This is a genomic window from Rhizobium sp. PRIMUS64 (assembly GCF_023006465.1).
In the GTDB taxonomy this organism is placed as follows: Bacteria; Pseudomonadota; Alphaproteobacteria; order Rhizobiales; family Rhizobiaceae; genus Rhizobium; species Rhizobium leguminosarum.
Genome location: NZ_JALBGX010000037.1, coordinates 1 through 21354 on the forward strand (window position 1 = coordinate 1; position 21354 = coordinate 21354).

Consider the following 21354-nt stretch of genomic DNA (forward strand, 5'->3'; position numbering starts at 1 on the left):
TTCCTCGCAGCCCTCGAATCTGCCGGTCGCAACCGAGGCCGCACAGCAGGTGCTCTGCCTTCCCATCTATCCGGACATGGAGATGGAGATCGTCGACAAGGTCTGCGCGCTCATTGCTTCATTGAGCACAGGTGCTTTCACCGCAAGTAGGGATATATGAGATGAAACTGGCTATCATGCAGCCATATTTCTTCCCCTATATTGGTTACTTTCAGCTGATCCACGCGGTCGATAAATTTGTTGTCTACGACAACATAAAATATACAAAAAAGGGTTGGATTAATCGAAACCGCATACTGCGGAATGGTGAAGATTATACATTTTCTCTGCCGATTAAGGCCGCGTCGGACAGCCTAGATATATGCGACCGCACACTGTCGACAGAGTTCGACCGCAATAAGCTAGTTAATCAAATTCAAGGCGCCTATCGACGTGCACCATTTTTTTCAAATGCTTTTCCAGTGATAGAACAGGCAATCCGCTTCCAAGACAGCAACCTCTATTCCTATATATTCAATTCAATCACGAAAATTTGCGATTATCTCGGCATCAAGACAGAATTCATCGTCTCGTCCAAAATGAAAATAGATCACGGTCTTAAGGCAGAGACAAAGGTTTTGGCTCTTTGTGAAGAGGCCGGTGCAAGCGTATATATAAACGCAATCGGGGGAGTGGATCTCTATTCGCGCGAAACGTTCAATGCGCGTGACATCGACCTGAAATTCATCAAATCGAAGCCTTTAGAATATCCCCAGTTTGGAGCGGAATTCCTGCCTTGGTTATCGATCATCGACGTGATCATGTTCAACTCCGCCGAGAGCATCCAGGCGAAGATACTCAACGAATATGAGCTTATTTAACCGTAGTCGCTGCCGCACTCGGCAGTCCGGACTCCATCAAGAAATCCAGTCGGTGACGTAGATGTTTAAATGGCAAAAGCTGGGCAAGGTGTTCACGCCGCAAGATGTGACGAATCGCCCGTGGCTCAAGGAGTTTGCTCAGGCGCCAGCAACCCTGATTTTCGATGATTTTGTGCGCGTATATTTTTCCTGCCGACCACCGGCAGACGAATCCGGGCAATATGTGTCGCATTCCGCTTATATCGACGTGGACAGAGCTGATTTGTTCAAAGTCAGGCACATCAGCGAACGTCCCGTTCTGGAATTGGGTAGCCTTGGTGAATTTGACCAATTTGGTACCTATCCGATTTCCGTAGCAAGAGATGGCGATATCGTTCGGGCTTACTATGCCGGCTGGACTCGTTGCGAGTCCGTGCCTTTCAACGTCGGTATCGGCTTGGCACTAAGTACCGATGAAGGTCGAACGTTCGTGAAGGCAGGTCGTGGACCGGTGCTACCATATTCGCCCGATGAGCCGTTTGTTTTGAGCGGTCCCAAAATCCGGCGCTTTAACAATGCCTGGTACCTCTTTTACATCGCTGGCTCCAAGTGGAAGATGGCCGACGGGCGCGCTGAGCCTGTCTACAAAATAAGGCTCGCTACCTCGGAAGACGGCATCCGTTGGACAAAGCTAAATAGAAACCTGATCAACAGCATTGTCGAAGATGACGAAGCACAGGCCAGCCCCGATGTGATTTTTGCCGGGGGGAAATACCACATGTTCTTCTGTTACCGGTATAGCACGAATTATAGAGGTAAAGAAAAAGGCTATCGAATCGGCTATGCATCGAGCGTTGATCTGATCAACTGGCATCGCGACGATTCCAAGGCTGGCCTAACTGTATCGGATACGGGATGGGACGACGAGATGGTCAGCTATCCGCACGTCTTTGAGATCGATGGCAAGACCTACATGGCTTATCTCGGCAATCAGGTCGGTCGCAATGGCTTCGGTCTTGCTATCCTCGACGGAAAGTTGGGTGATGTATGACGAAGATGCGCTGGAAGAAGTTAGGTAAGATCTTCGATCCCACTCGCCATCAGCTGCCGGCAGGATGTGTCGAATACGCGCAGTCACCTCAAGCACTCGTTTTCGACGACTTTATCCGAATATACTTCTCAACTCGCGCCGTTGACACGAATGGCAAGTATCTCAGCCATATCGCTTTCGTTGATATGGATAAGACAATGGATCGGATTGTTCGAGTTTCCGACCGGCCCGTTATAGAGCTTGGGAAACTAGGCTGTTTCGACGAGCACGGTATCTTCCCGATGAACGTGATACGACATGAAGGAAAGATCTACGGCTACTCATGCGGTTGGAATCGAAGGGTTGCGGTATCGGTTGATACTGCAATCGGCCTCACCGTCAGTGACGACGACGGGTTGTCGTTCAAGAGGATCGGCGATGGGCCAGTTTTGTCTGCGTCGCTCGGCGAGCCTTGCTTGGTCGGCGATGGCTTCGTACGGTTCATCAACGGCACCTTCCACATGTGGTACATTTTCGGAACTGGATGGAAAGTATATTCCTCCGAAACCGCGCCAGACCGCACCTATAAAATCGGTCACGCAACATCCCGGGATGGCATCAATTGGCAGAAGGAAGAAGCCCGACAGATTATCGCTGATCGGCTTGGTCCAGATGAAAGCCAGGCTTTACCTACGGTCATCGAGATCGAGGGGCGTCATCATATGTTCTTTTGCTACCGGCAATCGTCAGATTTTCGCACGAATAAAAGCCGTGGCTATCAAATCGGCCACGCCTGTTCGGACGACCTGATTAACTGGTCGCGCGATGACGTCGAACTAGCAATCGAAGGAACAAGTGGCGAGTGGGATTCTGACATGCTTTGCTATCCGCATGTATTTGAGTCAGACGGTGCTATTTACCTTTTGTACAACGGAAACCACTTCGGCCGGTATGGATTCGGCGCTGCGATATTGGAGCGGACCGCTTGACCCCAAATTGGAGCCGCAACTTCGCTTCGGTAGACGAAATAGCCCGACACTTAAACGAGTGTGGTGAGAGTTTTGCAACCGAGCTCAGTGCAAGAATCGACATTGGGATCTATGCGCAGAAAATTCTTCTAAATGCCGAGCGCTTCGAGGCATGGTCGAACGGCATGTTAGTCGGATTCTTGGCTATGTATTGCAACGACGACAAGCTGAAGTCGGCATTCATTACGAACGTGAGTGTGCTTGAGGATTGGCGAGGCCGTGGAATAGCGGGGACGTTGCTTGAGCAATGCATCACTCACGCAGACGAAAAAGGCTTCGGCACAATACAGCTTGAAGTAGAGGCTGGGAATATGGCGGCAGTCGCGGTCTACGGAAAATTTGGGTTTGTGCCGTTGGGTGGCGGGCAGTCAACGCTCATTATGAAGCTGGATTTGGGGGCCAAAAAGTGACCGACAAGCGTGATTATAACAATGAAATAAAAGACACCAGTGATCATCGTTATGCTTACAATTTCGATTTCGATGTCATGCATCATTATATGCTGAAGTCCTTTATTCCATTCTTTCGTCGGGGGAGTTTACTTGAGCTTGGAAGTTTTCGAGGCGATTTCACCAAACGAGTGATGCCGTATTTTGACGACATCACCTGCGTCGAAGCATCCGACGAGGCGATAGCCATAGCGAAGCGCGATCTAGGCGAAGGGCTGATATTTATCAACGACGTCTTCGAAGGCGTGACGTTGCCCAAGCGCTATGACAATATTCTGCTGACGCACGTTCTCGAGCATCTGGATGATCCTGTGGGAGTGCTTAGACGTGTCAACGAGGAATGGTTGTCGGAAGGCGGTAGGCTCTTCTTGGTTTGCCCAAATGCGAACGCTCCCTCACGTCAGATCGCGGTCAAAATGGGTTTGATACGTCACAATTCGGCAGTAACGCCGGCGGAGTTGGAACACGGTCATCGGATCACATACTCGTTGGACACCTTGGAGCGTGATGCTAAATTAGCGGGGCTAAATGTGGTGCATCGCTCAGGCATCTTCTTCAAAGCGTTGGCCAATTTTCAGTGGGATCGGCTGTTGGAGACCGATATTATCTCCAGCGAATATCTCGAGGGATGCTATCACCTGGGGCAAATCTATCCCGATCTTTGCGCCAGTATTTTCCTTATGTGCGAAGCTGGCGGGACGCGGTAATTGCGTCCAATTCCAATCTTTCTTAAGTCCGGAGGGTATCGATGCCGCGTGTATCGATCTGTATTCCTGCATATAATCCCGATTATTTCGAGCTGTGCCTTCGAAGTGCACTGGCCCAGAGCTTTGTCGATGCTGAAATTCTTGTGTCTGACGACTGTCCGACCGATGCAATCAAGGTAATATGTGATAAATATGTTCGGTTTGTTCAATATAGCCGTAATCCGAATCCCGGGCCCGAGAGCAACGTGCGTCGACTGGTTCAGATTGCGAACGGCGAATACATAAAATTCCTGTTCGATGATGACGTTCTTCATCCTTTTTGCGTACAATTCCTGTTGGAGGCACTCGATGCGACAAGGGATAGAAATACGCGCCTTGCGTTTTCTCCACGCCATCTGATCGATGACCGAAATCATACGACTGGTTTCATCAACCATTTCAACGCTTCCGGAGACGGCTTAAAAATGGTTTCCGGCCGTGATTTCCTAAGGTTGACGGCCCTCAATCATGTGAATCTTGTTGGGGAGTACACAACAGCCTTATTTCGCAAGGCGGACGCATTTGACGGCGATGGACAATTCCGGTTGTATCGCATGGAAGGTGATCTCTTCCGAGGCTTGATTGACCTGTCGGCGTGGGTTGAATTGGCTCAACTCGGCGATTTCGTTATACATCCCAAGCCGCTCTCGTACTTTAGGCGTCATGAGAACGCCACGTCGAACCCGCAGATCAACTGGAAGTTCATCTATGCGATCACCTATTATGAGGATGTGCTTAATTTTGCCTTTGAAAAAGGCTATTTGCCAGCAAGCGATTTACCTGCGTCATATCGCAACCTGGTGAATACCTACCGCTATTGGCAAAATTCATTCCCGCAGCTTAATGCAAGAATTGCACAGATCGAAGATGCATTGACATAGAGCTGGAATGACACGCCCTAGGGGAGTCGAACCCCTTTTCCCCATGGTGCCCTAATCGATAGACGACGGGCGCTTCCTATCTTCCCTCCATTTTTCGGGGTGACCGCTGCGAAGTCATCAGCCGTTGCCATAAACGCGACCTTCGTTCCGTCGACGAGGCGCGCTCCATGGCAGACCTGGTGATCGTCGCGCATCATTTCACCGTCTGGGCTGGTCCAGAGTCCTGTCGGGGACGGCAGCTCCCGAGAACCCTCTATCGACGAACCAGCCATTTCTTGGCAACACGGCAAGCCATCGTATAGGCGGGATCGAAGACGTTGCCGACATCGTAACGCACCACCTGACCGAGCAGATGGCTGGCCGCCGTCCTGTCCAGGTCATAATCTGATGCCAGCCAATTCAACATTTCGCTGGTCGCATGCTGGAGCGCCTGATCGAGGGGCCGGGCGTTGCCGATAGTGAAGATGTCTTCGGCGGTTTCCCCACGCGGCCAGACCAGTCCGGCCTTCTTTTCCACCGTCAGCCGCACCGTGACTTCGAACGTCGTCTCGACGCCGGTTCCGACGATCTCGCCATCCCCCTGCACGGCATGGCAGTCGCCGAGGAAGAACAGGGCGCCGGGAGCGGCTACCGGGAAGCGGACCGTGGTGCCGGGGCCGAACAGCCGATAATCCATATTGCCGCCATATTCGCCGCTGGTTGCGGTCGATATTGCCTGGCCGAGGCTGGGCGCCACGCCGAAACAGCCGATCATCGGGGTGAGAGGCAGAACGAGGTTTTCGAGGCCGGCGACCGGCTCGGAAAGCCGAACGGTCAATGCCTCGCGGTCGATGACCCAGATGGCCATATCGCGCGCCGGCAGGTCGCGAACCGTCTCGGGATCGACGACATTGGCGGCGACGACGCTGCGGGTAAACCCCGTGGCCCTGGTCGGGATCATGCTGATGATCTCGACCTTCAGCGCATCTCCGGGCACAGCACCTTCCACGAAGATCGGGCCGTTCATCGGATTGGGGCCGAATGTCTGCTTGACGCCGTCCTTGTCATACCCGACGGCGTCGAGCGTCTCAGTGACCACGGTGTCGCCGTCGGCGATACGCAGGGCCGGCGGAAGAGAGCCGATGACATTGTGAAAGATCGTCGGAATGAAGCGGTGAGTGGTCATGAGAATATGGCTCTCGCTCGTTTCAAATATCATGAGCCTGCGGCTGAACTGCCCGGCGGAGAGAGTTCGAGACTAGATCAGAGATTGCCTGCAATGCCAATATCCGCAGCATCGCCCGAAAATGCAGTTCGGCCGCAATGCCGGCGGCCGATAGCAGGTTGTCAAATCAGCCTATCTCCAAGCACCGGGCAGTATTCGCCGCGGATTTCTCATCCCAACAGGAGATCAGACATTCAGAATTTGAAGCTCGTGCCGACCGTCACCTTTTGCTGATTAACCTCGAAATCGCCGAGCGCCGAGCCGAAATCCTTGCGTCCGAAATCGTCATAGCGATATTCAGCGCGCATCATAATATTGTCGGTCAGGGCGCGTTCTACACCGCCACCGGCGGTCCAGCCAATCAGAATGTCGTCCTTCTTGCCAATTCCAGGCACGTCGACTTCTCCGCCCGCGGCCGCCAAACCCCCGGTTCCATAGATCAGCGTACGGTCCAAGGCATATCCCACACGTCCACGCGCCGAGCCATCCCATTTGAGGGAAACGTCGCTCCCATCCTTCCAGTTGTAGTTGAAGTCATTCTCGATACCGAAGACGAAAGGACCGTGCTGGAAATTATATCCGCCGTAGATACCCGTCGAACCTCCATCAAGATCCTGCTCGGAACCGTCGAGGTAGCTCGCATGTGTCGAGGTGTATCCGCCTTGAAGCCCGAGATAAAATCCCGACCAGTCGAAGGCCGACTGGGTGTGTCCCTGTTGAACGTAAGCAGGATCCTGAACCACGGCATCGGCGGCAAAGGCCGGCACCGCCGAGAAAGCCACAGCGGCCAGCGCGATTATCTTTGTGTACATTAAAGTGCCTCGTCATTTCGATGATTGGAGAAGGCTTCAGCAAACCGGCAAGTCGGCCGGGACCGATTCATTATGCTGCGGTTCGGTGTTGCGGTTTGCACTTTATTGTTGAGATATGTTGCGACCTTGGGCGTCCTTGAGACGGCGCATCGCACTTGGGAAAGTCAACCTGACCAGGTGGCCGAAAGGCCTGCCGCCCGCGTGAGGATGACGAGGCGCTAGGCAGAGATATTGGAACAACGAAAATAGTTGATTGCTAGTCTCATCTTTAGTACCGAGCTATCACCCGGTTAAAGGATGTCACGTGGCTATGCTCCCCCCGACGCAAGATCCGCCTCGAACGGCTGAAACTTTTGTCGCCGAAAATATAGGTCTTTTGATAGAGGGGAACGAGATTCTCCGCGATGTAAGTCTCAAATTTCCGGCAGGAGAAGTTGTGGCACTGGTCGGCCACAACGGCTCCGGTAAATCCAGTCTTCTCAAGATGTTGGCTCGCCAGCTTGTGCCGAGCGCTGGATCGATCTCTTACGGCAACCGGGATCTTAGGACGTATGGTGAACGCGTCTTCGCTCGTTCGGTCGCATATCTGCCCCAGGATGTCACGACCGGATCGGAAATGACAGTCCGCGAGCTTGTGGGATGCGGTCGCTATCCGTGGCACGGGGCGCTTGGCCGCTTCACCAAGAACGATGAAGGGAAAGTCGAGGAAGCCCTCCGAGCAACGTATATCGAGAAGTTCGCCGACCGTATCGTCGGAACATTGTCAGGCGGTGAGCGGCAACGTGCCTGGATCGCGATGCTGATCGCTCAGGATGCTCGCTGCCTGTTGCTCGACGAACCGACTGCGGCACTCGATGTTGCGCATCAGATTGAGGTGCTCTCCCTTGTGCGACGCTTGGCGCACGAGCTTGGAAGCAGTGTCGTCATCGTTCTCCACGACATCAACATGGCCGCTCGCTTCTGCGATCGGATCCATGCATTGAAACGCGGTCGCGTTGTTGCGAGCGGAACGCCGAGCGCGATCCTTGCTCCAAACACGCTGCAAGAGATCTATGGGATCGACATGGATGTGATCTCCGCGCCCAACCTGCCTTATCCGCTCGCCTATGTTTGTTGAGGCTAGGCGTGCAATGGGTGTTACGCGGCGCTCCCTTTTGCAGTTCGCGGCGGCCTCGGTCGTTCCAGCTCCGCTGTTTGCGCAGTCGATAGGCCCAAGGATCGTCAGCCTCGACTATGGCCTTGCGTCCACTCTCTTATCCCTCGGATTGCCTCCGGTCGGGATTTCGGACCTCGCCGATTGGGACAGATGGGTTGTCGAGCCGCCGATGCCAAAATCCGTCGTCGATATTGGCAGTTCGTTCGAGGTCAATTTTGAAATTCTCGTCACGCTGAAGCCCGACATTGTCTTGACCACACCTTACCTGGATGAGCTGTTGCCCAAGCTACAGTCGGTGGCGAAAGTCGTTCGGCTGGAAGTCTTTACGCCGGGCATTGGATCTATTCTTCCCGCTGCCATCGCGGCGACGCGTAAATTGGCTGGTGAGCTTGGCCGCGAGAATGGAGCAGAGCAGTTCCTCGCGCGCGCCGACGCCTTCTTCGAGCGATGCCGCAGTCGGCTGGCGGGCAAGAACCTGCCGCCAGTCGCCCTCGTGAATTTCATGGATGCCCGCCATGTCCGCATCTACTCGAGTCCTGGGCTGTTCCACAATGTGCTCGAGCGCATCGGTGTCCGCAACGCCTGGACCAGAGAGTCGAACTACTGGGGTTTTGAAACGATCGGTATTGAAGATCTCTCCAAGATCACCGATCCGGACGCGCGTCTGATCGCCTTTGATCCCGTTCCTCCGGACGTTCTTCCGAAACTCGCTCAGAGCCCGCTGTGGAACAGGCTGGCGTTTGCGCGTCCGGGCCATCTGTCGATTCTGCCGCCGGCCCTGATGTTTGGCATGGTGAACGAGGCCATGCGCTTCGCGGGCCTTTTGACAGATCTTCTGGAAAAAGAAGCATGATGGTATCCCGCCGCGACAATATCGGGCCAGCAATTGTCTTCCTCCTCCTGATTGGCGGTGGAGGCGTGGCATCGTGGTTTCTTGCCGTTCCAGCGCTGTCAGAAATGGGTCGACCGGATTACGATGTCACGCGAATGGTGTTCACCTATTCGACGCTTCCCCGTCTTGCGACGGCGCTGATTGCCGGAGCCGCGCTTGCCTTGTCGGGGGCGCTGTTTCAGCAAGTTTTGCGAAACCCGCTCGCCGATCCGACCACCCTCGGCGTGTCGGCCGGAGCAAACCTGGCGCTGGTGGTAACATCGCTGTTTCTCCCCGACTTGCTTGGCGCCGGCCGTGATCTTGTCGCTCTGATCGGCAGTGCGACCGCTGCCGTGATCGTCGTCAGCCTGGGCGCGCGCCGCGGTTTTTCGCCTTATTCGCTTGTTCTGTCGGGGCTGGTTCTCAGTCTATGGTGTGGTGGCCTCTCTGCCATCCTGACCTATTTGAACCAGCGCTATCTCTCGAGCCTGTTCATCTGGGGCGCCGGCTCGCTGGCACAGCAAAGCTGGGTCATTCCCTTGTCGCTTCTTTGGAAGTTCGGCGCCATCGCCATCGTCTGCGCTTTCGTGATGAGACCGCTTTCGCTGCTCGATCTTGGCGAGAGCAGTTCCACGGCGCTGGGCGTCCGATTGGTCCGCCTGCGCTTCATTGTCGTGGCGCTTGCTGTCGCGCTTGCTGCATTTGTCACGAGCGCCGTTGGGGTCATTGGTTTCATTGGACTGGTCGCGCCGACGATTGCGCGATTGTCCGGAGCACGGCGTCCCGCGCAGCTCATCTTCTGGTCCCCCCTGATCGGCGCCGGGCTGCTTCTCTTCGCCGACTCTGTTCTGCAACTGGCCGCAGGGGGGCTTGGCGATTTTTTGCCGACGGGGGCGGTAACAGCCATCTTCGGTTCGCCGCTGCTTCTCGCGCTGCTGCCGCGTCTGAAGATCCGTCATAGACTGCAGCAATCGCCGGCGTTCAAACGGTCCCGCCGGTGGGATGGAACGGCACCGGTCATCATCGCGGCTGCCGGCCTGCTTGTGCTATTGACGGTCAGCGTTTTTCTCGGACGTGACGTCAATGGCGGCTGGGCTCTCGCTTCCGGCGAGTTCTCGTACGATGTCCTTTCCATCAGGATACCTAAAATCCTCGCCGCCCTGACATCGGGCGCGATGCTTGCGGTCGCGGGCTCTATTCTTCAGCGGCTGACCGGCAACGAAATGGCAAGTCCCGAAGTTCTGGGAATCAGTGCCGGAGCGACCTTCGGAGTTGCGATTGCCCTCTTTGCCGTCGCTCCAGGGTTTTCCGGTCAATTTGCCTTTGCCGTGGCCGGTGCGATCAGTGTGCTTGTCGTCATCTTCGCCAGCTCCCGGCGATCGGCGTTCGCTCCCGAGCGAGTCGTGCTTGCGGGCATTGCCTTAAGCGCGATGGTCGATGCCGTCGTCGGCGTGTTGAGCTCGACGGGAGATCCGAGAGCTGTTCTGCTGATGCGGTGGATGAGCGGGTCCACCTATCTTATCGAGGGATCGACCGCCGCAACGGAGGTGGCGCTCGGCGCCGTGCTGATTGCCGTCTCGCTCGCCGTCCGCCGCTGGCTTGACATACTTCCCCTTGGGCCGTCTCCTTCGGCGGCGGTCGGTGTACCATTGGCGAAATCGCGATTTGCGCTTTTTGGCCTCGCAGGATTGTTGACGGCTGCCGCGACGCTGACGGTTGGCCCATTGTCATTCATTGGCCTCATGGGACCTCACCTTGCGCGGGAGGCGGGATTGGCACGCGCGCTGCCGCAAATGCTTGGTGCCGCTCTGATCGGAGGGGGGCTTATGGTTGCTGCCGATTTCGTCGGCCGCACGATCGTATCGCCCTACCAGATTCCTGCCGGTCTTGTTTCCGCACTCATCGGCGCACCGTTCTTGATGCTGTTGATGCGGAAGCGCGTTGTCGGCTGAGGGGGTGCCCACGCAACACCATCAATGATCTCACCTTGGCGTCGTCTCATTCGCCGGCAAGTTGGCCCTGCCTCTTGCTCCGAGGCGGGCCAGTACGGGCGGGGAGAACGACCGGCCGGACCACTTCAATACGCTTTCGCGAAAGACCTGTCGCTCCTCCTCGGAGGCAAACAATCTCGCCGGCCACGGATGAGAGACCATCTTGGACATCCAAAAGTGGAAGGTTCCGGCATCCTCTTCGAGCGCATAGAGCGAATCCCAGGTACATGTGACCGTCTGACCCAGGACCGTGTAGCTGATGCCGCTCTGGTCCACGGTAGACTCGACGGGCCTGCCGATCGCTTCCGCCTTCACCAGTCGTCGGCGATACATGGAACGCAGGAATCGCCGGATCGGCCCGAGCAACAGAAAGACCCCGAGCGCGCCAGCAACGATTGTTGCGAGGACATAGATAGCGAATGTCCCGACGTCACCGGCCTGCCATTTGTCGAAATTGGTAATCAGCGCGACGAACAGCGCAACGATTCCCGCTGCCCCCACGGTTGGACCGGTTGGCAGAAGCTGCCGCGATGCATGCTGGATATCAAGATGGTCGTCGAGTTCTAAAGCGAAAGTTTTGCGGAAGCCGGGCCGATTCGGGGACGTCCAAATTTTCGGGACTGAGCTCGGGGAACTCTCGGACATGTTCAACCTGCCAAATTGGAGCACGTTCGAAATGAAAACTCGCTCTTAGGTAGAGGCGGCTCCCTCTTGCGTCAATCAAAGCCTCGTCGTGGGGTTATCATTTCCGGAATGGACCAAATGCAGTCCACATTGCCGAGAGGGTGATCCCTTGGCGCAGATTGCGAGCGCCGCCTTGATTGGACAAGGCGGCGTCCGCCAACCTTTACCAGGAATACTTCAGGGTGCCGACGACCTTGCGCCGATCGCCGTAATATTCTGTGCCGAAGTAGCTGCTGGCGACATATTTGCGATCGAACAGATTCGTCGCGTTGACGGCAAGCGTCACGTCAGGCGTCACCTTGTAGCTGACGGCTGCGTCGACGAGCGTATAGGCTGCGACCGATACGGTGTTCGCCTCGTCCCCATGGGTCTGGCCGATATAACGCACACCGCCGCCGAGCGTCAGGTCGCCGCGCTTTCCGTCTCCAGGGACCGTGTAGTCGAGCCAGGCCGATGCCAGATGCCGCGGCACGCGCGAGGGCCAGTTGCCGATATTGCCGCCGGTTCCGTCCTCGCGGATTTCGGCATCCCAATAAGAATAGGCAAGTGTGAGATTGACCCGGTCGTTGATGGCGGCTTTGCCTTCCAGCTCGATGCCGCGCACGCCGACCTTGCCGATCTGCTCCAAGCGCAAACAAGACCGTCGTGTTTATGTGGGCTTCTCGACGACGGCGAATGCAATGAAGGACCCGTCAGAGAGAGCGAGCGCCGTTGTGGCCGTGGCGATAGCAAAGCGTTGGTCTTGTCGAAAATCCCAGAGTTTCCTAGCGAGAGAAGAATGCCACGCGACCAGAGCGCCCGCGTCTCTTTCGGAAGTCACGGGAAATTCTTAGCTCAATTGTCAGCTGACAGTGGCGGCCGTGTCCGCATCCATCGCCCCCATCCTTTCGTTACAGCCCATTTTCGATACGGCTGAACGCCATTGCCGACCCACCGGCTAGCGGCCGAGCTGAGCACGGTCCGAATCAGACAATCGGTTCTCATTTATAGGCAGACGAACGGCATGAGCTTTCAGCCTCCAGCCCGCGGGCGGGTTCGTTGCTGGAGGGCTTGTCACTAGCGTCCTCGGTTTCGGCATCGCGGCGTGACGGGGCAAGGCCGAGCATCTGTTCGAGACGGCCGGCATTAAGCGGGGCGCTTATTCCCTTGAAGTTCATAGTCCATCTTTCGTCTGCGGATCGATTGCGTGGAGTTGCAGAGATAAGCGCAATTTAAACCTGCCGAGAACCGTCTGTCGGAGTTATCACCATGTATTCCAACGTGGGCAGGAAAGGGGAGGGCTCTCATCTTGAAGCGCACCCCGAAATGCGTCATGGGGCAGCGCCGGACGTCTCGAATTGCTGAGCCTACCGCGCCTTCGTTCCTTCGCGATTGGTAAAATGCGCGTTGCCCAACCCCGTGCCGATGGTCAGCACTGCCCATCTCGACACGTCGTTCATAAAAGGGATCTGCGACAATCCCTGCACGACGGCATCGTTGTGCATCATCACGAATGTGCTATCGTCGCCGATCTCAGGAATGGCCTTCATCAGTGCGGCAGGAAGGTTGAAGCTGTCGCTCTCCCAGTTTCCGCCGGGCAGGTTCTGTCCGCCGCGTTCGATGGAGCCATCGGCTTTGATGATGCCGGGGCATGCGATCCCGATGATGGGCGCCGGCTTGAGATTGGCCTTTTCGGCCTTACCGATCAGATCCCGCAACATCGCGGCCAACTTCTCGATGGTCGCAGTTCGGCTCGGCTCGTCGTCGGCATGACGCCAGATGGCCGAATCCCAGACGCTTGCATCCGCAAAATTCGGCACGTCGTCCTTTCCGAATTTGACGACGCCGGCGCGAACATTGGTGCCGCCGATATCGACGGCGAGGATGGCCTCGTGGCCTTTGAACATCCAGCGGGGCATCAGGTGGACCGCGCCGATCAGTCCGGCCTCATCGGGGTGGTGAACGATCGGCACGACCTCGACGGCGATGCCGGCCGCCTTGAGAATAACCATCGTCCTGGCGATCGCCAGTTCGCCAAAGTGGCTCCGTCGGAAGCCGCCGCCAACGACGATGCGTTCCGTCTTTCCCCAGCGTTTGTCCTTCAGAAACTTGCCTATCACATCGGCAAAGTCCTGGGCAAAATCCTCCACAGCCCCCATGATCAACGCCGCCGCCGCCAAATCATCGCCCTTCAAAATAGCGTCGATTTTTTTCTTGGAGAGCTTGTCGGTCTCAATCTTGCCGATCGGGTCGTCTCCGACCTTGCGGATGCGTTTTCTCCAATCATCAAGCTTCTGTTGGAAAGTCTTCTTGTTTGCGTTGTCGCCAACGAAACCATTCTTGTCACGCAGTTCGTTGTTGTAATCGTCGATCACCACCAATGGCAGGTTTAAAGCGCCATGTGCCAGCGGGGCATTGACCTCATCACGGGGATCTGAACTGCTTTTGGCCATCAATGTACCTTCTAGGGCGCGAGTGCTCGAACGGGCGGCGAGACACAACGCGGACTAGCCTTAGGATGTTCCGGAGTCTGAAAAGCCACCTTGTCCTTGTTGGCCGGCGACCTAGCTTCAATGATTGCAGAGTTTGGAGAATGCCGTGCAGGACGACGACGCTACTCAGGAAATGCTTTCACTGGTCTTGGAAGAGCCCGACCACTGGGCGATGTTTCTCGATATCGATGGGACGCTGCTCAATCTCGCGCCCACGCCGGATGCGATCGAGGTCCCAGAGGCGCTCCCCGGACAACTTCATCGCCTGTCGAACAAGCTTGGCGGTGCCTTGGCACTGGTCACCGGCCGATCGCTTGCCTATGCAGACGCGCTGTTCAAACCCTTTGCATTTCCGACAGCAGGCCTGCACGGCGCGGAAATCAGGAACGCCGCGGGCATGCAGACGGTCGAGGCGACAGCTGAGTTTCAGGCGCTGAAGCATGCGCTGACGGAGGAAGCCGAGCACTATCCTGGAGTCTTGATCGAGGATAAGGGTGCGGCCGTTGCCGCCCATTACCGGCTCGCGCCCGAATATGAAAAGGTGCTCGCAGACCGCATGCACCACTATGCTGAGCTCGCCGGGCCGAACTGGGCATTGCAGCTCGGCAAGATGGTATTCGAGCTGCGTCCGGCACGGTCGAGCAAGGGCGATGCGCTGGAACGGTTTTTCCAGTCCGACCCGTTCAAGAACCGCTGCCCGATTACCATCGGCGATGATCTGACCGACGAGTCGATGTTTGCGATCGCCAATGCGCGCGGCGGCGTTTCCGTGCGTGTCGGTGCGATCGGCGCCCCTAGCTGTGCCACAAGCCGGCTGTCCTCTTCTGCGCTGGTCAGAAACGTCATTGCAGCCCTGGCCGCCTGAGGCCGGCCCTTAGACGATCTGAAATGCGGATTGCTGTCGTCTTTACGCCGGCTGCGCAGCGTCAATTGTCAAAAAAGTATCGGTTTTGACCGGGAATCGTGGTGGCGGGCGGGACATGAGCCCATTACACTCCCCTTCAACAATAAAAGCCAAAAAGAATTTGGCTGGCGGGCCTGGAACCGTCCTCGGAGGAGGAGACAATGGAACCTGACTTGGAAGTCATTCAGATCCGGCCCGGCGAATCTTTCGCAACGAAGGCGCATGGCTATCCCTACCATACTGTTCGCTGGCATTTTCACCCGGAATACGAACTTCATCTCGTCGTGGCGACAACGGGACGGTATTTCGTCGGCGACTTCATCGGCGAATTCGAGCCTGGTAATCTCGTTCTTGCTGGTCCCAATCTCCCCCACAACTGGATCAGCGATGTCCCGAAGGGCTCGAGCATTCCGCTTCGATGCCAGCTCATCCAGTTCAGCGAGGGCTTCATCAGTGACACGATGAAGGTGCTGGCCGAGCTCGGCCCGTTCGATCCGGTTCTTGAAGCCTCCCGCCGCGGCGTGCTCTTCGGCGCCGATACCAGCCGGCAGGTTGCTCCCCTGATGAACGAGGTGCAGCAGGCGCATGGTGTGCGTCGCATCGAGCTGTTCATGATGATCGTCGGCCTGCTCAGCCGGGCGCAGGATTCCCAGCTTCTCGCCAGCCCGAGCTATTTGCCCGATCCATCGGGCTACATGTCGGCCGGCATCAACAAGGCGCTCGCCTATATCAGAGAGAACCTCACGAAATCCTTCGACGAAGCTGATCTCGCGGCGATCGCCGAACAGTCGACCGGCGCCTTTTCGCGAGGCTTCCGCCGCCATACCGGCATGTCGCTGGTACAATATGTGAAACGCCTGCGCATCAATCTCGCCTGCCAGATCCTGATGAGCGATGACCATGCATCGATCACCGATATCTGCTTCGAGGTCGGCTTCAACAACCTGTCCAACTTCAACCGGCAGTTTCTCGCGGAAAAAGGCATGACGCCTTCGCGTTTCCGGCGGTTGTTGGGTGACAATATCAATGTGGCAAAGGCGGCCTAGAGCAATTCCAGCAAAAGTGCGCAGCGGTGTTGCGTCCGGAATTGCGTAAAACAAATGACAGAGCATTTCCGTGACTCGGAGAAAAACGGAAATGCTCTGGAGGAGCCGAACGAGCACGGTCCAAGGGACGAGGGAGGACAAGGAGGAGGAGCGAAAACTGACACTGACTTTGAACGTGGGCGTGCGATGAGCGGCTCGCGATCGGAGATGCTTGTCCTCAAAAACATCAAACGCCGGGACAGGCGCGACCGTTCATTCAGCCGAACGGCCACAGCAGGCAGTGCAATCACGAACCTACACAATTTTTACCAATGGGAGGAGATGGAAATGATGAAATTCTCAACACAGGCGGCAGGCGCCGCGGTATTTGTCCTGTCCTTGCTGGGCGGTACTTCCGCCTTTGCGCAAACGGCCGTTTCGGATGCGACAGTGGCATTCCTCATGCCCGATCAGGGCTCTACCCGCTACGAAGAGCACGATCACCCGGGCTTCGTCGCGGAAATGAAGAAGCTTTGCGCGTCGTGCAAGGTTCTCTATCAGAACGCCGATGCCGATATCGCAAAACAGCAGCAGCAGTTTAATTCGGCGATCACCCAGGGCGCCAAAGTCATCGTGCTGGACCCGGTGGATTCGGCGGCGGCCGCATCGCTCGTCCAGCTCGCACAGAGCCAGGGTGTGAAGGTCATTGCCTATGACCGTCCGATTCCGAAAGGCAAGGCCGATTTCTACGTCTCCTTCGATAACAAGGCGATCGGCAAGGCAATTGCGGAATCGCTCGTCCAGCATCTGAAGGCTGAGAATGTGCCGACCGATGGAGGCGGCATCCTGCAGATCAACGGTTCGCCGACCGATGCGGCTGCCGGGCTGATCAAGGACGGCATTCATGAGGGTCTGGCGAGTGGCGGATACAAGACGCTTGCTGAATTCGACACACCCAATTGGCAGCCCTCGAATGCCCAGCAATGGGCCGGCGGCCAAATCACCCGCTTCGGCAAACAGATCGTCGGTGTGGTCGCTGCCAATGACGGCACTGGTGGCGGCGCCATCGCAGCCTTCAAGGCGGCGGGTGTCGACCCCGTGCCGCCGGTGACCGGCAATGATGCGACGATCGCGGCACTCCAGCTGATCATCGCGGGGGATCAGTACAATACGATCTCCAAGCCGAGCGAAATCGTCGCCGCCGCCGCTGCCGATGTCGCCGTAAAGCTCTTGGCCGGAGAAACGCCGAAGGCCGAAATGACGCTCTACGACACGCCGGCGCAGCTTTTCGTCCCTGCCGTCGTCACTGCCGAAAACCTCAAGGCCGAGATCATCGACAAGAAGATCAACACCGCCGAGGAGCTGTGCACCGGCCGCTATGCCGACGGCTGCAAGAAGCTTGGCATCACGAAGTAATCCGCAAGGAAAGCGCGACCGGCCGCCGGTCGCGCTTTCCGTTTTGCTTTTTCCGAAAGGCCAGGCGATGTCTGAAACCTCTCACAATCTTGACCCTTCCCGTCAGCCTGTCCTCAGTCTGCGCGGAATATCGAAGAACTTCGGGGCGGTGTCGGCGCTCAGCGATATCGAATTGGATGTGTATGCCGGCGAGGTCGTGGCGCTGGTGGGCGACAACGGCGCCGGCAAATCGACGCTGGTCAAGATCCTTGCCGGCGTGCATCAGCCAAGCTCGGGCACGATCCTGTTCGAAGGCAAGCCGGTAAACCTGCCGAGCCCAAGTGCTGCTCTCGGCCTCGGCATTGCAACAGTCTTCCAGGATTTGGCACTTTGCGAAAATCTCGACGTCGTCGCCAACATCTTCCTCGGCAAGGAGCTCAGCCCCTATCAGCTCGATGAGGTCGCCATGGAGATCCGCGCCTGGCAACTCTTGAATGAGCTTTCGGCCCGCATTCCAAGTGTGCGCGAGCCCGTCGCCTCACTTTCCGGCGGACAGCGCCAGACGGTAGCGATTGCCCGATCGCTGCTGCTCGAGCCGAAACTGATCATGCTCGATGAACCCACAGCAGCGCTCGGCGTTGCCCAGACCGCTGAAGTGCTTGACCTCATCGAGCGCGTGCGGGAACGCGGCCTCGCTGTCATCATGATCAGCCACAACATGGAGGATGTGCGCGCCGTCGCCGATCGCATCGTCGTCCTTCGCCTCGGTCGCAACAACGGCACCATGCTGCCCGACGCGTCCAACGAGCAGCTCGTCAGCGCCATCACCGGTGCATCCAACAATTCCGTCTCCCGCCGCGCGTCGCGCCGCCAGGCGCAAAGCCAACCGAACGAGGAGGGCAGGCCATGATGAAGACCATCGACAATGATCCGGTAGCACCGGCGTTGCTCGACCGGCGTGATGAGAGAGTGCGCCATGACGACAGTTTCGGCGGCTCGATCCAGGCCTTTTGGGATCGCATCCGCTCCGGCGATCTCGGCTCACTGCCGGTCATTGTCGGCCTGGCGATCATCTGGACGGTGTTTCAGGCGCTCAATCCGGTGTTTCTCTCCAGCAGCAACCTCGTCAACATGCTGTTCGACTGCTCGACGGTCGGCGTCATCTCGCTGGGTATCGTCTGTATCCTGATGGTGGGTGAGATCGACCTTTCCGTCGGGTCAGTCAGCGGCTTCGCCTCGGCGCTGGTCGGCGTCTTCTGGGTCAACCAGGGTTGGCCGGTGGTCCTTGCAGTCCTCGCCGCGATGATCGTCGGCGCCCTGATCGGCTCGCTCTACGCGTTTGTCTTCAACCGCTTCGGCATGCCGAGTTTCGTGTCCACCCTGTCCGGACTGCTCGCGGTTCTCGGCCTGCAGCTCTATATCCTCGGAGCGACGGGTTCGATCAATCTTCCCTATGGCTCCTGGCTCGTGAGTTTCGGCCAGATCATGGTCATGCCGGACCCGATCGCCTATCTGCTGGTAGCACTTGCCGGCATTGCGTTCTTCTTCTCCAGCTACCGCACGTCGGCGCGCCGGCGGGCGGCCGGCTTGTCGGCAAAATCGGCCCGCGGACTGCTTATCCGCGCTGTCATCATCACACTCGCCCTGGAAGCAGTCGCGTTCTATCTCAACCAGTCGCGCGGCATTCCGTGGATGTTCGGTCTTTTCGTCGGGCTCGCCGTCGCCATGAACTATGCACTGACGCGCACCAAATGGGGACGCTCCATGCACGCCGTCGGCGGCAACAGGGAAGCGGCCCGTCGTTCCGGCATCAACGTCTCGCGGATCTACACGAGCGCCTTCGTCATGTGCGCCCTGCTTGCGGCAACCGGCGGCGTTCTCTCTGCCGCCCGGCTGGCGACGGCAAGTCAGCAGGCCGGCACCGGCGACGTCAATCTCAACGCCATCGCTGCGGCGGTCATCGGCGGCACGAGCCTGTTCGGCGGGCGTGGCAGTGCCTATTCAGCCCTTCTCGGCATCATCGTCATTCAGTCGATCGCCAGCGGGCTGACGCTTCTCGATCTGTCATCGTCGCTTCGATACATGATCACGGGCGCCGTCCTTGCCGTCGCCGTCATCGTCGACTCGCTGGCACGCCGATCGCGGATCTCGCACGGCCGGGCTTAGAGCAATTTCAGCAAAAGTGCGCAGCGGTTTTGCGTCCGGAATTGCGTGAAAACAAAGAGATAGAGCACTTCCGTGATTCGAAGAAAACGGAGATGCTCTAAGCAACCAGGAAACCAGAGGAAGAAAATGGGTCAGGATCTGTCTGGAAAAGTCGCGGCCGTCACCGGAGCGGCGTCGGGTATCGGCCTTGAATGCGCCAAGGCTTTGCTTGCCGCGGGCGCTCGGGTCGTGCTGGTTGACCGCAATGAAGAAGCCTTGAAGGAAATCTGCTCGAAACTCGACGCAAACTCCATTCCGTTGGTCATCGATCTCACCGATCCGAAAAGCGTTGAAGGGATGATGCCGCAGATCCTGGAAAGAGCGGGCCAGCTGGATATCTTCCACGCCAATGCCGGCTCTTACATCGGCGGTGAGGTATTGGGTGGCGACCCTGATGCCTGGGACCGCATGCTCAATCTGAACATCAACGCCGCATTCCGCTCGGTGCATGCCGTTCTGCCGCATATGGTCGAGCGCAAGACCGGCGATATCATCCTGACGAGTTCCGTTGCCGGCATGATCCCGGTCGTCTGGGAACCGATCTACACCGCCTCGAAACATGCAGTCCAGGCATTCGTCCATACGCTGAGGCGGCAGGTGGCCAAGCATGGCTTGCGCGTCGGCGCCATCGCTCCCGGTCCGGTCGTCACCGCCCTTCTCAGCGATTGGCCGCAGGAGAAGCTGGATGAGGCGCTCGCCGCGGGCGGCCTGATGGAGGCGAACGAAGTGGCCGAGGCCGTGCTTTTCATGCTGACTCGCCCACGCAACATTACGATTCGCGATCTCGTTATCCTGCCGCAGAGCGCCGACATCTGACGAAAGCGCGATCGCCTTCAACAATCGCCGAGAGGAAACGGACATGATCTTCGACAGATTTCGCCTGAACGGACAGGTGGCGCTGGTGACCGGCGGCACGCGCGGCATCGGGCTTGCGATCGCCGAGGCGCTCGGCGAGGCGGGCGCCAAAGTCATCATCACGGGCCGAAGCCGCAATGCAGCGGCAGAAGACCGGCTCTCCAAGGCCGGCGTCGATTGCGATTTCATTGTTGCCGACCTGATGAAGGAAAGCGCTGCCGACGAACTCGTCGCTGAGACCCTTTCACGAACAGGACGGCTCGACATCCTTGTCAACAATGCCGGCATCGCCATTCATGGCGACAGCGGCGAGTTCTCCGATGCCATCTGGCGCGAGATCATGACCGTCAATGTCGACACCGTCTTCCGTGCCTGCCGGGCGGCACTCGCACCCATGCGGCGTCAGGGCGGCGGCGCCATCCTCAATATCGGCTCGATTTCGGGCATCGTTTCCAACATTCCGCAGAACCAGGTCGCCTATAACGCCTCCAAGGCGGCGGTCCACATGATGACGAAGAGCCTCGCCAGCGAGGTTGCCGCCGAGAATATCCGCGTCAACGCCATCGCCCCCGGCTATATTGAGACCGATCTGTCGCGTGGCGGCATCGACAATCCCGACTGGTTCCCGACCTGGCGCAGCATGACCCCGATGGGACGCGTCGGGCAGCCGGAGGAGGTGGCGGGTGCCGCATTGTTCCTCTGCTCCGCGGCGGCAAGTTATGTCACCGGCGAAGTGCTGGTTATCGACGGCGGCTATACGACGCGATAAGCGCGAGCATCGGTAGGGGAGGGCGATTCGTCTTCGCCC

General features: G+C 57.5%; 21 protein-coding genes and 1 pseudogene. 17 read left to right on the forward strand and 5 right to left on the reverse strand.

Going from position 1 to position 21354, the window contains the following annotated elements; genetic code table 11:
- The 7 genes from MOV76_RS16490 to MOV76_RS16520 form a co-directional block, all read left to right on the forward strand.
- The coding region (locus MOV76_RS16490; protein ID WP_309506196.1) for a DegT/DnrJ/EryC1/StrS family aminotransferase at positions 1-160 on the forward strand (160 nt) is incomplete at its 5' end.
- Position 161: 1 nt separating this feature from the next.
- On the forward strand, positions 162-860 hold the full coding sequence (locus tag MOV76_RS16495; RefSeq protein WP_018246935.1) for a WbqC family protein: 699 nt from the start codon (positions 162-164) through the stop codon (positions 858-860).
- A 61-nt stretch (positions 861-921) separates the two neighbouring features.
- A complete protein-coding gene (locus MOV76_RS16500) occupies positions 922-1890 on the forward strand; it encodes a glycosylase (RefSeq protein ID WP_247264896.1) in 969 nt (322 codons plus the stop codon).
- Positions 1887-2858 (forward strand): hypothetical protein, encoded by a 972-nt coding sequence (locus MOV76_RS16505; protein WP_018246933.1) that lies wholly within the window; start codon positions 1887-1889, stop codon positions 2856-2858. Before MOV76_RS16500 ends, MOV76_RS16505 begins: the two co-directional genes overlap by 4 nt.
- The gene (locus MOV76_RS16510) at positions 2855-3307 is read left to right on the forward strand and encodes an N-acetyltransferase (protein WP_018246932.1); all 453 of its coding nucleotides are present in this window, start codon (positions 2855-2857) and stop codon (positions 3305-3307) included. The genes MOV76_RS16505 and MOV76_RS16510 overlap by 4 nt, the downstream gene beginning before the upstream one ends.
- Positions 3304-4053: a class I SAM-dependent methyltransferase gene (locus tag MOV76_RS16515; RefSeq protein WP_018246931.1), complete on the forward strand. Its 750-nt coding sequence runs from the start codon at positions 3304-3306 to the stop codon at positions 4051-4053. Before MOV76_RS16510 ends, MOV76_RS16515 begins: the two co-directional genes overlap by 4 nt.
- Before the next feature lie 41 nt (positions 4054-4094).
- Complete coding sequence (locus MOV76_RS16520; protein WP_018246930.1) at positions 4095-4973, forward strand: glycosyltransferase; 879 nt, start codon at positions 4095-4097, stop codon at positions 4971-4973.
- Positions 4974-5226: 253 nt separating this feature from the next.
- On the opposite strand, the gene MOV76_RS16525 is transcribed toward MOV76_RS16520, so the two are convergent.
- Together MOV76_RS16525 and MOV76_RS16530 are read right to left on the reverse strand one after the other, a co-directional pair.
- Positions 5227-6138 carry an acetamidase/formamidase family protein gene (locus tag MOV76_RS16525; protein ID WP_018246929.1) on the reverse strand — a complete coding sequence of 304 codons (912 nt, stop codon included), beginning with the start codon at positions 6136-6138 and terminating at the stop codon, positions 5227-5229.
- 233 nt (positions 6139-6371) lie between these two features.
- On the reverse strand, positions 6372-6989 hold the full coding sequence (locus MOV76_RS16530; protein ID WP_247264897.1) for an outer membrane protein: 618 nt from the start codon (positions 6987-6989) through the stop codon (positions 6372-6374).
- A 310-nt stretch (positions 6990-7299) separates the two neighbouring features.
- Here MOV76_RS16530 and MOV76_RS16535 point away from each other — a divergent pair, with 310 nt between their 5' ends.
- From MOV76_RS16535 to fhuB, 3 genes are read left to right on the forward strand one after another with little or no spacing between them, the layout of a single operon-like run.
- The gene (locus MOV76_RS16535; protein ID WP_032980105.1) at positions 7300-8106 is read left to right on the forward strand and encodes an ABC transporter ATP-binding protein; all 807 of its coding nucleotides are present in this window, start codon (positions 7300-7302) and stop codon (positions 8104-8106) included.
- Between the two features lie 13 nt (positions 8107-8119).
- Positions 8120-8998, forward strand: coding sequence for an iron-siderophore ABC transporter substrate-binding protein (locus tag MOV76_RS16540; RefSeq protein ID WP_247264898.1), 879 nt, complete (start codon positions 8120-8122; stop codon positions 8996-8998).
- Positions 8998-10968: a Fe(3+)-hydroxamate ABC transporter permease FhuB gene (fhuB, locus tag MOV76_RS16545; RefSeq protein WP_247264913.1), complete on the forward strand. Its 1971-nt coding sequence runs from the start codon at positions 8998-9000 to the stop codon at positions 10966-10968. Before MOV76_RS16540 ends, fhuB begins: the two co-directional genes overlap by 1 nt.
- Before the next feature lie 30 nt (positions 10969-10998).
- On the opposite strand, the gene MOV76_RS16550 is transcribed toward fhuB, so the two are convergent.
- The 3 genes and pseudogenes from MOV76_RS16550 to MOV76_RS16560 all read right to left on the reverse strand — a co-directional run bounded on the left by MOV76_RS16550 (position 10999) and on the right by MOV76_RS16560 (position 14123).
- On the reverse strand, positions 10999-11508 hold the full coding sequence (locus tag MOV76_RS16550) for a hypothetical protein (protein ID WP_245384581.1): 510 nt from the start codon (positions 11506-11508) through the stop codon (positions 10999-11001).
- 346 nt (positions 11509-11854) lie between these two features.
- A pseudogene (locus MOV76_RS16555) lies at positions 11855-12316 on the reverse strand (TonB-dependent siderophore receptor); the annotation flags it as partial.
- A gap of 721 nt (positions 12317-13037) precedes the next feature.
- Positions 13038-14123, reverse strand: a complete 1086-nt coding sequence (locus MOV76_RS16560; protein WP_018246921.1) for an ROK family protein — start codon at positions 14121-14123, stop codon at positions 13038-13040.
- 124 nt (positions 14124-14247) lie between these two features.
- On the opposite strand from MOV76_RS16560, the gene otsB reads away from it, so the two are divergent.
- The 7 genes from otsB to MOV76_RS16595 all read left to right on the forward strand — a co-directional run bounded on the left by otsB (position 14248) and on the right by MOV76_RS16595 (position 21315).
- Positions 14248-15027 carry a trehalose-phosphatase gene (otsB, locus tag MOV76_RS16565; RefSeq protein WP_018246920.1) on the forward strand — a complete coding sequence of 260 codons (780 nt, stop codon included), beginning with the start codon at positions 14248-14250 and terminating at the stop codon, positions 15025-15027.
- A 200-nt stretch (positions 15028-15227) separates the two neighbouring features.
- Complete coding sequence (locus MOV76_RS16570; protein ID WP_018246919.1) at positions 15228-16112, forward strand: AraC family transcriptional regulator; 885 nt, start codon at positions 15228-15230, stop codon at positions 16110-16112.
- A gap of 321 nt (positions 16113-16433) precedes the next feature.
- Positions 16434-17507 (forward strand): sugar ABC transporter substrate-binding protein, encoded by a 1074-nt coding sequence (locus MOV76_RS16575; RefSeq protein WP_026231084.1) that lies wholly within the window; start codon positions 16434-16436, stop codon positions 17505-17507.
- Between the two features lie 67 nt (positions 17508-17574).
- A complete protein-coding gene (locus MOV76_RS16580; protein ID WP_026188811.1) occupies positions 17575-18396 on the forward strand; it encodes an ATP-binding cassette domain-containing protein in 822 nt (273 codons plus the stop codon).
- Positions 18393-19652 (forward strand): sugar ABC transporter permease, encoded by a 1260-nt coding sequence (locus MOV76_RS16585; RefSeq protein WP_047620556.1) that lies wholly within the window; start codon positions 18393-18395, stop codon positions 19650-19652. The genes MOV76_RS16580 and MOV76_RS16585 overlap by 4 nt, the downstream gene beginning before the upstream one ends.
- A 126-nt stretch (positions 19653-19778) precedes the next feature.
- The gene (locus MOV76_RS16590) at positions 19779-20507 is read left to right on the forward strand and encodes an SDR family oxidoreductase (RefSeq protein WP_247264899.1); all 729 of its coding nucleotides are present in this window, start codon (positions 19779-19781) and stop codon (positions 20505-20507) included.
- A gap of 43 nt (positions 20508-20550) precedes the next feature.
- The gene (locus MOV76_RS16595; protein ID WP_131647205.1) at positions 20551-21315 is read left to right on the forward strand and encodes an SDR family NAD(P)-dependent oxidoreductase; all 765 of its coding nucleotides are present in this window, start codon (positions 20551-20553) and stop codon (positions 21313-21315) included.
- The last annotated feature ends 39 nt before the right edge of the window (positions 21316-21354 follow it).

Excerpts from the sequence above, each read along its gene's own strand:
- MOV76_RS16495 (WP_018246935.1), top strand. The coding sequence starts at position 162 with ATGAAACTGGCTATCATGCAGCCATATTTCTTCCCCTATATTGGTTAC.
- MOV76_RS16500 (WP_247264896.1), top strand. The coding sequence starts at position 922 with ATGTTTAAATGGCAAAAGCTGGGCAAGGTGTTCACGCCGCAAGATGTG.
- MOV76_RS16505 (WP_018246933.1), top strand. The coding sequence starts at position 1,887 with ATGACGAAGATGCGCTGGAAGAAGTTAGGTAAGATCTTCGATCCCACT.
- MOV76_RS16520 (WP_018246930.1), top strand. The coding sequence starts at position 4,095 with ATGCCGCGTGTATCGATCTGTATTCCTGCATATAATCCCGATTATTTC.
- MOV76_RS16525 (WP_018246929.1), bottom strand. The coding sequence starts at position 6,138 with ATGACCACTCACCGCTTCATTCCGACGATCTTTCACAATGTCATCGGC.
- MOV76_RS16530 (WP_247264897.1), bottom strand. The coding sequence starts at position 6,989 with ATGTACACAAAGATAATCGCGCTGGCCGCTGTGGCTTTCTCGGCGGTG.
- MOV76_RS16535 (WP_032980105.1), top strand. The coding sequence starts at position 7,300 with ATGCTCCCCCCGACGCAAGATCCGCCTCGAACGGCTGAAACTTTTGTC.
- MOV76_RS16540 (WP_247264898.1), top strand. The coding sequence starts at position 8,120 with ATGGGTGTTACGCGGCGCTCCCTTTTGCAGTTCGCGGCGGCCTCGGTC.
- fhuB (WP_247264913.1), top strand. The coding sequence starts at position 8,998 with ATGGTATCCCGCCGCGACAATATCGGGCCAGCAATTGTCTTCCTCCTC.
- MOV76_RS16560 (WP_018246921.1), bottom strand. The coding sequence starts at position 14,123 with ATGGCCAAAAGCAGTTCAGATCCCCGTGATGAGGTCAATGCCCCGCTG.
- MOV76_RS16570 (WP_018246919.1), top strand. The coding sequence starts at position 15,228 with ATGGAACCTGACTTGGAAGTCATTCAGATCCGGCCCGGCGAATCTTTC.
- MOV76_RS16575 (WP_026231084.1), top strand. The coding sequence starts at position 16,434 with ATGGAAATGATGAAATTCTCAACACAGGCGGCAGGCGCCGCGGTATTT.
- MOV76_RS16580 (WP_026188811.1), top strand. The coding sequence starts at position 17,575 with ATGTCTGAAACCTCTCACAATCTTGACCCTTCCCGTCAGCCTGTCCTC.
- MOV76_RS16585 (WP_047620556.1), top strand. The coding sequence starts at position 18,393 with ATGATGAAGACCATCGACAATGATCCGGTAGCACCGGCGTTGCTCGAC.
- MOV76_RS16590 (WP_247264899.1), top strand. The coding sequence starts at position 19,779 with ATGGGTCAGGATCTGTCTGGAAAAGTCGCGGCCGTCACCGGAGCGGCG.
- MOV76_RS16595 (WP_131647205.1), top strand. The coding sequence starts at position 20,551 with ATGATCTTCGACAGATTTCGCCTGAACGGACAGGTGGCGCTGGTGACC.